Here is a 12,974-nt window from a genome sequence, read left to right as displayed (position 1 = left end):
GAGCTCCACGAACCATGTTGGGAAGCGAACCTTTGCCTCGGGAGGCATGGCGGCAAAGAGGGAGGCGACTCGAAGTTCTTCTGGGGTCAGCTGCATAGTCTTTTACGGGGCCTAACGCCTGAGTTAAGCCGACCTGCGTAGCGGAGCCGACAACATGGCAAGCTTTCTCTGCCATGTTGTTGGTGGAGCGAAGCAGGTTCGGCTTGAACGAATTGTTAGCCGCCCGCCTAACGGAGGGCCAGCCAAGTGAAGATTAAAGCAGCCAAGACTCTAACGCCGATCGAGATAGCACAACCTCTGCAGAATGTTGGCCAGCGCCGCTCCGCAATTGGGTCCAAGGCTCCGGTGAATAAGTATAGGAAGATGGAGAGCCAGGCAGCGGTAAGTGCCAGTTCTGGAGCAAGCGCAAGCATTGGGGCACATGCGATCAAAGACCAGCATGCTGCGTACACCGTGTACTTGTGGATGTCACCGACAAAGCGGTTACGCCCCGTGTAGAAGCACGTTCCCTGGGTGTCCTCGTCCGAAGCCAGAGCAAACAGCAGGTAGCCAGCGATGGTGTGCAGCAGTGCGATGGCTATTAGCATTCCGAGATCTGCCCGCGTGCGGCTAACACCTGAGTTAAGCCGAACTGCGTAGTGGAGCCAAAGGCATGGCAAGCTTTACCTGCCATGCCTTTGGTGTAACGAAGCAGTTTCGGCTTGAACGAATTGTTAGGCCGGCCTACCACCACTCTACCGACCTTTCTTGTACAAGTGCGTGGCCACGACGATAGCCAATGCAACCGCGATAGAAAAAGCAGCGAGAGTACTAAATCCGTCTCTGGAGATGTAGTAGAAGATGCCGCGACCTTGGGTTGTCCGCAGGTACGTGGTCCACGAGAAGAACGCTAGAATGACGAAAGCTAGAGCTGTACTACTCCAAGGGATTCGACGTTTCATGGCGCGCTCTCGTAAAGGCCTAACACCAGAATTAAGCCGAGCCGCGAAGCGGCTTCGGCTTGAATGAATTGTTAGGCCTCTCCACGCGGGAGGCCAGCGGCGACAAGCTTAAGCCGAACCATAGCCTCCTCGGGGCCAAAACGACCCGCCTTACCGTAGCTACCCTTAGCAGCGTCGGTGTCAGAGCAGACATGGGCCAGGACGGTCTGGGCCAATTGTTGGTGTGGAGCAATGCGCGCGGCGAGCTTGTCCAGCACCGCTTGACCAGCAGGATCAGACTCATGGCCGTCAAGGGCATACGCCCAATAGAAGTTGTCGTATGCCGCGCAGAAGTCCCAGAACGACAAGTGCCCGTCAGCGCACTGCGACACCAATTCATCGTGGTGATCTATGGCAGCGACTAGCTCTGACTCTGAAGGGTAAGTAGCCATGCGCTCTCGAGAGGCCTAACACCTAAGTTAAGCCGAGACGCGTAGTGGAGCCAAGCACATGGCAAGCTGTATCTGCCATGTGCTTGGCGGAACGAAGCGGCTTCGGCTTGAACGCATTGTTAGGCCTCATTGCCGGATGCCTGCCACCGCGAAAAGATCGCCTCCAGCTCCGCCGGTGTAGCAGATAGCCACTGTGGCCAAGCTGCGTCTTGACCGTGAGGGTAGCCAAGCAGGTTGACCATGGCGTTGTTGAGCGCGAGAGCAACGTCCCCGGTGAGCGGAGTGGATGGCGTTAGCGAGTCTGCAATGAACTCCACCTCGGCGCGCTCTAGGCCAAACAGCGCGTGGAACTCCCAGTCCGGGAAGAACGGACCGCGTGCTGCCGCGACCAGCGACTCCCTAAATACTTGAAAGTCCGATATGTTTTCCATGAGGCCTAACACTCAAGTTAAGCCGAATTGCAGCGCGTAGCTGGCAACATGGCAAGCTTTTTCTGCCATGTTGACGGCGTAGCGATGCAATTTCGGCTTGAACGCAATGTTAGCTGTCACCGGCTTGCTCTGCATCGAGCGCTTCTAGCCAATCTTTGCACACAGATATAAGAGAAGGCTCTGCGATCATTAACTGAGAAATGTGGCGGCGCGCACTTTCCGTGAGCCCGCTGGCGATAAGTGCCTTGGTGCGAAAGTAGAGTGCATCGACGTCTCGCGGGTGAGTCTCAAGTCGCTTCTTGGTCAGATCCAGGACCTCTTGAATCTTCCCTTGATCCATAAGATCTCTGAAGCTGGTCTTCTCTTGCTCTCCGCAGCCGAGAATGCGGCACAAGATGTTGCTGACAACGAACAAAAGCTGGAGGCCGAGAATGACCCATAGCAGGATCTTGATCTGAGATAGTTCGGCGTCCACGCTCCCTCCTGTGACAGCTAACACCGGAATTAAGCCGACCCACAACGCGTGAGCCGGAAGTTGAGTCAAAGCCCAGCAGCGACTATGCCTGCAAATGGGACGAAGTGGGTTCGGCTTGAATGACCTGTTAGGCGGCAGTGGTGCCCTGGTGATACCGCATCTGCCAGCCACCAGCGTTTTTGACCCACACTGAGCTGCGAAGTGAGCAAGTAGTGTGCCCTTGGTGAGAGCGTTCCGCAGCGTAGGTGACGAGTACAACGCTCGGTGCTAGGGCATGGGCTTGCATCGCTCGAGCACGAAAGGCAACGCCGGTCTCGCCCGGAAGCCGATCAACGACCTCCGCTTTTCCGAAAGGTCGACCCGCGGCTCCTACCTCAACAAAGTCATCCGCAATCAAAGCATCAAGTCGCCGGACATCTGAGCGCACAGCCGGCTCGAGCAGTTCGTACTCTAATTTCATTACTGTCGCTTCGATGCTTTCCATGCCGCCTAACGCCTGAGTTAAGCCGCGCCGCGAAGCGGCGTCGGCTTGGACGAATTGTTAGCCGTTAAGCCGCTTGACCATGAAAGCCGATGACGACGGGCACAACTCCGAGAATTGGCTGGTGCTGGCGATGGATGCCGGGGCCTCATTGCGACTGGCATGGACGTATCCGCGACGCTCAAAAAATTTGTCTGCGGTGGTGGTAAGCAAGTACACGGCATGTGCACCCAGCACCGCAGCTTGCTGCTCTGCGCAAGAAGCAAGTTTGGCACCAAGTCCTGTGCTGCGGTGTGACTCTGTAACGGCAAGTGAGCGAAGTAGCGCATTTGCTCCGTGTATCTCCAGACCGACCATCCCGGTCAAAGTGCCATCAGGCGCATAGCCGAACAACAACACCTTGGACGATCCGGACAGGTCGCTTGTGGGCAAATGGCAGGAACTGAGCAGAGCCTCGGCGGCCGAGTCAAACTCTATGGGTCGGATCGATGTGTCCATGACGGCTAACACCAGAATTAAGCCGACCCGCGAAGCGGGTTCGGCTTGAATGATTTGTTAGGCGGTGCTGCTAGTGGCAGTACGACAAAGCATCGACGTCGCTTTCCCACCGCCCGTTGACTTGCACGAATTGATAAGCGACGCCCGAGCATGGCGCGCAGCTTACCGCACGGTACTGGCCTGACACTCCCTGATACCAGCGGAGCAGTGTGCCTGGTGACTCAGAAATCGAGGCGAGCATGGCGGCAGCCTCTGGCGGTGTAGGGACGGGTGACCAGCCCTTTGAGGCGGGAGCTAAGCTCTCGCACCTCTCGCCGATTGACGCGCAGCCAGTCAATCCGAGAATCGCCAAAACGAGTAGGAGCTTCATGCGCCGCCTAACACCTGAATTAAGCCGACCCGCGAAGCGGGTTCGGCTTGAATGGATTGTTAGAGCCCATGCCGCACATCGTCAGCTCTTGAGCCGGATGACGAGCTCATTTACATGAGTGAGCCATTGTGTTGCGTCCTGCTCTGACCATAGCTCGTATAGCTCCGAGCCCGACGGACTACGCACCCGCTCGATGGCTGACAATGCGAGAGGGGCCATAGATCGCAGCTCTTGAGCGGACTGTTTTGAGATCCAAGCTGCTAGTTCAGCAGGTAGCTTTTTATTGGGCTTTCCCATCGAAGCGGCAACGACCTCAGCTGCTACAAGCGCCTTCTCAGCATCTGGCGCTTCCAGATAAGCCTGATCAGTTGCGAACGTAAGAGCGTCGCGAATGCTTTCGACAGTGCCGGCTTCTGCCCAGTCCGCCGCAAAGTCCAGCGCGTGATCGCTGTCAAACTGGCCGTGTCCCCAAGTGCCAGCGGCGACTGGAGAAGGGGTCATGAGGGCAGCTAAGAGAGCAGCGATTGCGGTGATGTATCTCATGGGCTCTAACACCTGAGTTAAGCCGACTTGCGTAGTGGAGGCAAAGCCATGGCAAGCTTTTTCTGCCATGGGTTTGGTGTAACGAAGCAAGTTCGGCTTGAACGAATTGTTAGGCTGCAAAGCCCATGTGCTGACACACTCTAGTCTCCATCTCTCCCTGCTCCCAGCGACCGCCGGGCCGGATGAAAGATATGTCGTAAGTTGAGCCGCAAGCCAAAGTAGCACCAGACGGAATGGGGCCGGCGGTGCCTATGACATGAGCAGTGCCGCCTGAAATGGTGATGGCTTTAAGTACGAAGTAGCCACTAGGGAGTTCGTAGCCGTTAGCCGGCACAACCTCCGATTGCTCAACGACTTTGCGAAGATTTTTGGCCGCCTCTCGTGCCTCTGGCGTGAGCGAGGGGGGCAGAGCGATTGTCTCAATTGAGCCGCCACGCTCCACTGTCAGAAGCGTGGCCGCAAGTAGATGGTCATGTCCTGCTGCGACGTGCAGCCGGTAAGGGCAACCAAGGCAAAGACAATAAGTTTGAGTCTCATGAATGTGCCCTGCAGCCTAACGCCTGAGTTAAGCCGAACCGCGTAGTGGAGCCAAAGGCATGGCAAGCTTTTCCTGCCATGCCTTTGGTGTAACGAAGCGGTTTCGGCTTGAACGAATTGTTAGGCACCTGCCCGCGGGCGGTCCCCGTTGCCCAAAAGGTAGCCCGCGATGACGCCGAGCAAACCTACAACTGAGGCGATCTGCTTTTCACTGTAGCCCGCAACGATCAACAAGACAGCCATGGGAATGATGAGCGTTATGCCAAACACGCGAAGAATTGACTGAGGCGACCAAGCCTTTTGAGCGTTGCGGGCCAGATAGGCCAGCATGCCCCAGGCGACAAGTGTGAACGCCAGAATGGCAAAGGTTAAATAGACCTCAATGTCGCTCCACTCTCGTTGACGGGAAGGAGTGACAACAGGTGCTGTTGTGATGGTCGCAGCAACCGCCTCCTCGGATGCGGCGCCGGGATAGATGGCTGGAATTCCTTGTGATGGCAGCGTGTCAGTTGACCCCATGGCTGTCTGGAATTGTGGATCCTCCGCGTTTTCTGGCTCCGTTTGCGCATGAGCTACGGGGCAAAGCATCAGGATCACGACCAGTAGGTATTTCATACGCCGATTTCTCCCCAAAAGGTGCCTAACACCCAAGTTAAGCCGAGACGCGTAGTGGAGCGAAGCACATGGCAAGCTGTATCTGCCATGTGCTTTGCGGAACGAAGCGGCTTCGGCTTGAACGCATTGTTAGGGCCCGCCCAGAGCGGTCCCGGCGAAGAGTGCCACAAACGGCACTACGAGAAGCACAACTGAGACCGCAAACAACGCCGGGTCTGTGGTGCGTTGACCGGGATGCCGGCGATGCCAGCGAAAGCTCATGTATGTGCCAATTGCCAGAAGCAGAAGCGCCAACGGGTACGCAAGTACACCGAGGTAGAAAATGGTTGCACCGTCGCCCCAAACCTCTTGGCCTGACGGGCGGAAAATGAGCATGTACCAAAGAATGTAGGCAACCAGGAGCGCGCTGGGAGCCCAGGAAGCGACGAGAAACGTCTTTGACCAATTGCGACTCTGCATCAGTGGGCCCTAACACCTGAGTTAAGCCGCGCCGCGAAGCGGCGTCGGCTTGGACGAATTGTTAGGGGCCGTGCTGTTAGACACGCCTGCCGAACTGACGGCCAAGCCACCGCCAGACCGCATGAACCGCGTCACTGACGGCGATTGCCCCGATGCAGGATACGACAGCGATGGCTGCCCCAGCCGCCAGCACCGCTGCGCTAACAGCCACGCCTTGGCCACGGACGGCCATTGAAGGGTCTAGCCCCGACCACTTAATGGCGTAGTGGGCTAGCACTGCGAATAGAACGCCGAACGATGCGGCCCAGGTGAAGCCGAACCGGCGCCACAGATTCTGCTTCGACTGCTGCATTGTCTGGCCAGGCCCCTAACGCCTGAGTTAAGCCGACTTGCGTAGTGGAGCCAAAGCCATGGCAAGCTTTTCCCGCCATGGCTTTGGTGTAACGAAGCAAGTTCGGCTTGAACGAATTGTTAGGCCTCTCCACCCGGAAGGCCTACTGCCACTAGCTTAAGCTTTGCGACGGCTTCAGCGGAACCAAAGCGACCCGAACTGCGGTAGGCCTCAGTCGCTGCGTCAGCGTCAGAGCAGACCTTGGCGAGGATGTCCTCCGCCACTGTCCGGTGCGGAGCAATGCGTTGGGAGTACTTGGCTAGCACTGCCTCACCGGCTGGGCCAGCCTCATGGCCGTCCAGAGCGTACGACCAGAAGAAGTTGTCGTAACTGCCACAGAAGTCAGAGAACGAGAGCTGCCCAGAAGCACAAAGGCGCACGAGTTCATCGCTGCGATCAAGGGCAGCGATAAGTTCTGGCTCTGACGGGAATGCTGGCATGTGTCCTGAGAGGCCTAACACCTGAGTTAAGCCGCGCCGCGAAGCGGCGTCGGCTTGGACGAATTGTTAGGCGCCAGGCCCGTTAGTGCCAGCGCCCGATTCCGAGCCAAGTTCTGCAGGCTCATCTGGCACGGACTCGATGGAACGTTTGGTGAGCTCCAGATACGACCGGAACAGCTTAGCGAAAGGCTCTTCTTTTCCTGCGAAGTACCCGATTTGGTCGACAGATCCGTTCTGTGCGGATCTCGTGATCCACGCCGGATGGGCCGGGTGTCCCTCGGTGGTGAACGCAAAGTGCATGACATTGTCAGAGCTGTGTAGCACTTCGAGGTGCTCGTCCGGGAAGCGACGCAACGACACACCGTAGGCAGCGTGAACCTGCTTCCGGTACGTTTCCCATTGGGCCGGCGAAACCTGCGCCAACGGAAAGGGCTTATAGGCGGGCGGCTCGCCAGCGACGGCCAGCGCGGCGCTGAGAAAGATTGCTACAGCAGCGATGATCCTTTTCATGGCGCCTAACGCCTGAGTTAAGCCGACTTGCGTAGTGGAGCCAAAGCCATGGCAAGCTTTTTCTGCCATGGCTTTGGTGTAACGAAGCAAGTTCGGCTTTAACGAATTGTTAGGTGCGACGGTACAGCACCGTGTAATTGCGAGCAAAAGCCGGCTGCAGGACGAGGTTGCGCCAAGTGGCTGTAGCTGGAAATTCACTTGTTATTGCGGCTTCTAGGGCAGCGAACCCGGGCTGCTCCTCACCAACTGCAATGCGCTCTCCAGAGCCAAACGCGAATTCCAAGATAGCCTCGTCGGTTGTCAGCCGATCGAGCTTGTACGCGGAGATCTCAGACACGTCGGGCCAAGTGACATTGGCACTTCCTACCGAAAAGCCAGAGCCATGCAGCTCGATCGGTTGCGATGGTGCCGGGGCTTGCCGCCTTAAAAAACATTTGAGCCTACGGAGTGTGTCCACGCGCACCTAACACCTGAGTTAAGCCGACTTGCGTAGTGGAGCCACAGCCATGGCAAGCTTTTTCTGCCATGGCTGTGGTGTAACGAAGCAAGTTCGGCTTGAACGAATTGTTAGGTGCGACGGTACAGCACCGTGTAATTGCGAGCAAAAGCCGGCTGCAGGACGAGGTTGCGCCGAGTTGCTGTAGCTGGAAATTCGCTTGTTATTGCGGCTTCTAGGGCACCGAACCCGGGCTGCTCCTCACTAACTGCAATGCGCTCTCCAGAGCCAAATGCGAATTCCAAGATAGCCTCGTCGGTTGTCAGCCGGTCGAGCTTGTACGCGGAGATCTCAGACACGTCGGACCAGGTGACATTGGCACTTCCTACCGAAAAGCCAGAGCCATGCAGCTCGATCGGTTGCGATGGTGCCGGGGCTTGCCGCCTTAAAAAACATTTGAGCCTACGGAGTGTGTCCACGCGCACCTAACACTCAAGTTAAGCCGAATTGCAGCGCGTAGCTGGCAACATGGCAAGCTCTTTCTGCCATGTTGGCGGAGTAGCGATGCAATTTCGGCTTGAACGCAATGTTAGGTGTCACTCTCGTCCCCCCACACGTACATTGCTTCGGCCAGTAGTGTGCCTGTGAGCGCTTGATAGTTGGCTATGGCGCGCTCCAGCATCTCAAGGCAGTCAGAACGAAGGTCAAATGTAAGCGACTTATCCCCACCGTAGTGTTTGAGCTCATTACGAGTGTCGTTGAGCCTTTCGCCAATCGTTTTTTCCAGTTTTGGATCGGTATCGCCTTCCGACTGGGCGAGGGCAACGATAAGGTCACGCAACTGGTTGAAGGAAGGCTCTCGACCCAATTTGCGTAGGCGCTTGCCCAAGATTTCCTCTGCCGCTCCCGCTAAGGTAAGCGAGGATAAGTAGTCGCCTTCTTGCCAGAGCCTGATGGCCGCGAGCAATTGGTGCTCTGCGATTTCCTCTGCTGAGAGTTTCGATAGGCTCACAGTGACACCTAACACTTAGTCGACCCCAAAAATGGGGCGGTAACGGATCGTCGCTGAGCCAAACGCGAGCGTCAACCGGATAAATCCTACGGCATATCAATGTCTTGCCCGCTTTCGCCCCCGCCTGGTCACGCCCATCGTTACCGGATACACGACGATGTTGGGGCGTATGTCATATCACGGCAAAGATGCGGCGGTAACCGAGCGTTCCGGCAAGGAGCCGCGGCTGCTGGACCAGATACGGGCGCGGTGCCGGCTGCGGCACTACAGCATCAGGACCGAGCGTGCCTACGTGAGTTGGGCGCGCCGATTCATCCTTGCCAACGGCCGGCGCCATCCACGCGACATGGGCGTGGCGGAGGTGGAGGCGTTTTTGTCCACGCTGGCGACGCGGGACGACGTGGCGGCCAGCACGCAGAACCAGGCGCTGTCGGCGTTGCTGTTTCTGTACCGGGAGGTACTTGGTATGGAGCTGCCGTGGATGGAGTCGGTGGTGCGTGCCAAGCGCCCGCAGAAGGTGCCGGTGGTGCTTTCGCACGACGAGGTGGCGCGGTTGTTGGCCATGCTCGATGGGCAGCCTTGGCTGATGGCGGCGCTGCTTTATGGCGCAGGCATCCGGTTGATGGAGTGCGTGCGGCTGCGGGTGCAGGACGTCGATTTTGGCCGCCGCGAGATCCTGGTGCGGAACGGAAAGGGCGGGAAGGATCGCCGTGTGCCGTTGCCGCAGCGTCTGCACGAACGGCTCCGGGAGCAGGTCGACCGTGTCGGGTTGCAGCACCAGGCCGACCTGCTCGCGGGGCGCGGGGAGGTGTATCTGCCGCATGCGCTGTCGCGCAAGTATCCCAACGCGGCGCGGGAGCTCGGGTGGCAGTACGTGTTTCCGTCACCGCGGCACTCGGTGGACCCGCGCAGCGGGGCCAGTCGCCGCCACCATCTCGACGAAGCAACCCTGCAGCGGGCGGTCAAGGCTGCCCGCGTGCGCGCCGGGATCCACAAGCCGGCGACCTGCCACACGCTGCGGCACTCCTTCGCCACCCACCTGCTCGAGGCGGGGCACGACATCCGGACGGTGCAGGAGCTGCTCGGCCACAAGGACGTGGCGACCACCCAGCTCTACACGCACGTGCTGGGACGCGGGGCGGGTGGCGTGCTCAGCCCGCTCGACCGGTAGCGCGCGTCCGCCGGGCCGCGGATGCGGCTAACGCAGCAGGATCAGCGTGGCCAGCCCGAGGAAGCCGAGGAAGCCCATCACGTCGGTGAGGGTGGTCAGCACCACGCCGCCGGCCAGGGCGGGGTCGAAGCCCAGCCGCTTGAGCGTCAGCGGCACCAGCACGCCGCCGGCGGCGGCCGTGAGCAGGTTGATGGTGAGCGCGGTGCCGATCACCAGCGACAGCATCGGGTCGCGGAACCACAGCAGCACGATCAGGCCCAGGCCTACGCCGAGCACCAGGCCATTGATCAGGGCCACGCCGAGCTCCTTGCGCAGCAGGATCTCCACGTTGGACCCGCCGATCTGGCCGAGCGCCAGGCCACGGATCATCAGCGCCAGCACCTGGGTGCCGGCGTTGCCACCCATGCCGGCGACGATCGGCATCAGGATCGCCAGGGCGACGATCTCCTCGATCGCGGCCTCGAACCGGCCGATCACCCCGGCCGCGATGAAGGCGGTCCCCAGGTTGATGCCCAGCCACACCAGCCGGCGCCGGAAAGCGCGGCGCGCGGGGCTGAAGAGGTCCTCGTCCTCGTCCAGGCCGGCGGCGCTCAGGGCCTGGTGTTCGGCCTGCTCGCGGATGATGTCGACCACGTCGTCGACCGTGATGCGGCCAAGCAGCACGTGGTTGTCGTCCACCACGGGGGCGCTGAGCCAGTCATGGTCGGAGAACTGCCGGGCAACCTCCGCGGCGGACTCGTCCACGTCGAACGCGGTCTGCTCGCTGTCCACCAGCTGGTTGATCGGGGTGCCGGCCTCGTGGGTCAGCAGCTGCGCCAGGCCGATGCGGCCCAGGTACTGGTGCCGGCGGCTGACGACATACAGGTAGTCGGTGTGCTCGGGCAGCTCGCCGCGCAGGCGCAGGTAGCGCAGTACGACGTCGACGGTGGTGTCGGCGCGCACGGTCACCACGTCGGGGTTCATCAGGCGCCCGGCGGTGTCCTCGGGGTAGGACAGCACCTGCTCCAGCCGCTCGCGGTTGTCCCGGTCCATCGACTTGAGCACTTCGTCGATGACGGTGTCGGGCAGGTCCTCGACCAGGTCGGCGAGGTCGTCGATGTCGAGGTCTTCGACCGCGGCGACGATCTCGTCGGGGTCCATGTCCGCCAGCAAGCTCTCGCGGACCTCGTCGCCGACGTGCACCAGCACCTCGCCGTCATCCTCGGGGTCCACGAGACCCCACACCACCACGCGCTTGCCGTGGGGCAGCGACTCCAGCAGGTTGCCGATCTCGGCCGGCGAAAGGGTGTTGACCAGCCGCTTTACCGGCCCCAGCCGCCCGCTGTCGAGCGCGTCGGAGAGCAGTCGCAGCTGGCGCGCGGTCTTGTCGTGGCGGACGGCCTCGGCCATGCGGACTCCGGGTCGGGTCGGGCGGTAGGGCCGCAGCCGTGGTGACGGATGCGACCGGCGTCAGGTGTTCATCGCGGCATTATCGCCATTGCCGCGTGCCGTGCACAGCGCGGGGTGGGTCAATGTCCGCGCTGGGCGTCGATCCAGCGTTCGATCTCGACCCGCTCGCGTGCGCGCAGCAACGCCGGGGCATTGGCGCGCAGGCGGTCCAGGTCGCAGTTGCGGATGGTCCGGCGCACCTCCAGCAGGGTGGTCGGATGCAGGCTGAACTGCTCCAGCCCGAGCGCCAGCAGCATCGGCGCCAGCCGCGCATCGCCGGCGATTTCCCCGCACACCGCAATCGGGCGGTTGCGCGACTTGGCCATCCGGATCAGGTCGCGCAGCATCCGGATGACCGCCGGGTGCAGCGGCGTGTAGAGCTCGCCGAGTGCGTCGTTGTTGCGGTCGGCCGCGAGCAGGTACTGGATCAGGTCGTTGGTGCCGATCGACAGGAAATCGACCCCGCCGATGAAGGTTGGCAGTGCGAGCGCGGCGGCCGGGATTTCGATCATCGCCCCGAGCGCGACATAGTCGGCGATCTCGTGACCCTCGCTGCGCAGGTCGCGGGCGATGCGCATCATGTGTGCGCGCATCGTGCGGACCTCCTCGCGGCCGCTGATCATCGGCAGCAGGATCCGCAGCGGCCCGTAGCCGGAGGCGCGCAGCAGGGCGCGCAGTTGGGTTTCGAGCAGGGCGGGGCGGGCCAGCGACAGCCGCACGCCGCGCAGGCCCAGCGCCGGGTTGGGTTCGTCGCGCAGCGCCAAGCCGGTCCGGTCGGCCTTGTCGGCGCCCAGGTCCAGCATCCGGATCGTCACCGGACGCCCGCTCATGCCCAGGATCACGTCACGGTACGCGTGGAACTGCTCGTTCTCGTCGGGCAGCTCCATGCGCTGCAGGAACAGGAATTCGGTGCGGTACAGGCCGATGCCGGTGGCGCCCAGCGCGTGCGCCTCGGCCACGTCCTCGCGCGACTCGGCGTTGGCGAACAGGTCGATTTCGGTGCCGTCGCGGGTCTGGTTGGGCTCGCGCCGCATCCGGTTGAGCTCGCGCAGCTCGCGGGCGTAGACGCGTTCGCGGTCGCGGTGCCGGCGCAGGTCGTCCGGGGCCGGTTCGAGCACTACCCAGCCGGTGCCTCCGTCCACCACCAGCGCATCGCCATCGTTGACCCGCTGCAGGATCCCCGCCGCGCCGACGACCAGCGGCAGGTGCAGGCTGCGCGCCAGGATGGCGCTGTGCGAGAGCATGCTGCCGGCGCTGGTGACGATCGCCACCACGCCCTGCGCCTGCAGTTGGGCGAGTTCGGCCGGGGCGACGTTGTCGGTGACCAGGATCTCGCCGGCCATGCCCGCCATGACGTTGTCGCGCCGGTGCAGCGCCGCGTGGATGCGGCCGATGACCTGGTCGACGTCGTCGACCCGGCTCTGGAAGTAGGGGTCGTCCATCGACTCGAACACCGCGGCGATGCGGTCGCGTTGCTTGCGTAGCGCGTAGTCGGCGCTGTAACGGCCGTTGCGGATCAGGCCGTCCAGGCCGTGCAGCAGTTCCGGGTCGTCGAGCAGCAGGGCGTGCAGGTCGAGGAACTCGCCGACCTCGTGCATCAGGGCGCCGTGCAGGCGTTCGCGCAGCGCGTGCATCTCCGCGCGGACCTTGGCGATGGCCTCGTGCAGGCGCGCCAGCTCGGGCTCGACCGCCTCGGTGGGGATGCGCTCCTCCACCACGTCCAGCACATGCGGCAGGCGCACACGCGCCCGCCCGAGAGCGCTGCCGCGCGATGCTCCCAGACCGGTGAATTCCTGCCGCACGCG

Annotated in this window: 11 protein-coding genes; 1 reads left to right on the top strand and 10 read right to left on the bottom strand. The window is 61.3% G+C overall.

Annotation, left to right across the window (positions count from 1 at the left end):
* Positions 1-1,491 precede the first annotated feature (1,491 nt).
* The 8 genes from ACKVMH_RS03195 to ACKVMH_RS03160 form a co-directional block, all read right to left on the bottom strand.
* On the bottom strand, positions 1,492-1,803 hold the full coding sequence (locus ACKVMH_RS03195) for a hypothetical protein (RefSeq protein ID WP_412699200.1): 312 nt from the start codon (positions 1,801-1,803) through the stop codon (positions 1,492-1,494).
* A 109-nt stretch (positions 1,804-1,912) separates the two neighbouring features.
* Positions 1,913-2,278: a tetratricopeptide repeat protein gene (locus ACKVMH_RS03190; protein ID WP_057640213.1), complete on the bottom strand. Its 366-nt coding sequence runs from the start codon at positions 2,276-2,278 to the stop codon at positions 1,913-1,915.
* Between the two features lie 127 nt (positions 2,279-2,405).
* Complete coding sequence (locus tag ACKVMH_RS03185; RefSeq protein WP_412699202.1) at positions 2,406-2,738, bottom strand: nuclear transport factor 2 family protein; 333 nt, start codon at positions 2,736-2,738, stop codon at positions 2,406-2,408.
* 81 nt (positions 2,739-2,819) lie between these two features.
* On the bottom strand, positions 2,820-3,257 hold the full coding sequence (gene arsN2, locus ACKVMH_RS03180; RefSeq protein ID WP_412699199.1) for an arsenic resistance N-acetyltransferase ArsN2: 438 nt from the start codon (positions 3,255-3,257) through the stop codon (positions 2,820-2,822).
* A 451-nt stretch (positions 3,258-3,708) separates the two neighbouring features.
* Positions 3,709-4,170: a DUF4259 domain-containing protein gene (locus tag ACKVMH_RS03175; RefSeq protein WP_412699198.1), complete on the bottom strand. Its 462-nt coding sequence runs from the start codon at positions 4,168-4,170 to the stop codon at positions 3,709-3,711.
* Positions 4,171-4,827: 657 nt separating this feature from the next.
* Positions 4,828-5,322: a hypothetical protein gene (locus ACKVMH_RS03170; RefSeq protein ID WP_412699197.1), complete on the bottom strand. Its 495-nt coding sequence runs from the start codon at positions 5,320-5,322 to the stop codon at positions 4,828-4,830.
* Between the two features lie 1,356 nt (positions 5,323-6,678).
* Positions 6,679-7,191: a hypothetical protein gene (locus tag ACKVMH_RS03165; RefSeq protein WP_412699196.1), complete on the bottom strand. Its 513-nt coding sequence runs from the start codon at positions 7,189-7,191 to the stop codon at positions 6,679-6,681.
* 956 nt (positions 7,192-8,147) lie between these two features.
* The gene (locus tag ACKVMH_RS03160) at positions 8,148-8,570 is read right to left on the bottom strand and encodes a hypothetical protein (RefSeq protein ID WP_412699195.1); all 423 of its coding nucleotides are present in this window, start codon (positions 8,568-8,570) and stop codon (positions 8,148-8,150) included.
* A 169-nt stretch (positions 8,571-8,739) separates the two neighbouring features.
* Between ACKVMH_RS03160 and ACKVMH_RS03155 the strand changes: the two genes are divergently transcribed.
* Positions 8,740-9,741: an integron integrase gene (locus ACKVMH_RS03155; protein WP_412699201.1), complete on the top strand. Its 1,002-nt coding sequence runs from the start codon at positions 8,740-8,742 to the stop codon at positions 9,739-9,741.
* A gap of 27 nt (positions 9,742-9,768) precedes the next feature.
* Here ACKVMH_RS03155 and mgtE read toward each other — a convergent pair whose 3' ends face one another.
* Both mgtE and ptsP read right to left on the bottom strand, forming a co-directional pair.
* Positions 9,769-11,130, bottom strand: a complete 1,362-nt coding sequence (gene mgtE / locus ACKVMH_RS03150) for a magnesium transporter (protein ID WP_215219770.1) — start codon at positions 11,128-11,130, stop codon at positions 9,769-9,771.
* Between the two features lie 119 nt (positions 11,131-11,249).
* Complete coding sequence (gene ptsP, locus ACKVMH_RS03145; protein WP_412699194.1) at positions 11,250-12,971, bottom strand: phosphoenolpyruvate--protein phosphotransferase; 1,722 nt, start codon at positions 12,969-12,971, stop codon at positions 11,250-11,252.
* Positions 12,972-12,974: the final 3 nt, after the last annotated feature.

This window comes from Lysobacter zhanggongensis (genome assembly GCF_046638635.1).
Classification (GTDB): Bacteria; Pseudomonadota; Gammaproteobacteria; order Xanthomonadales; family Xanthomonadaceae; genus Novilysobacter; species Novilysobacter luteus.
This window is presented reverse-complemented; position numbering and strand designations above follow the sequence as displayed.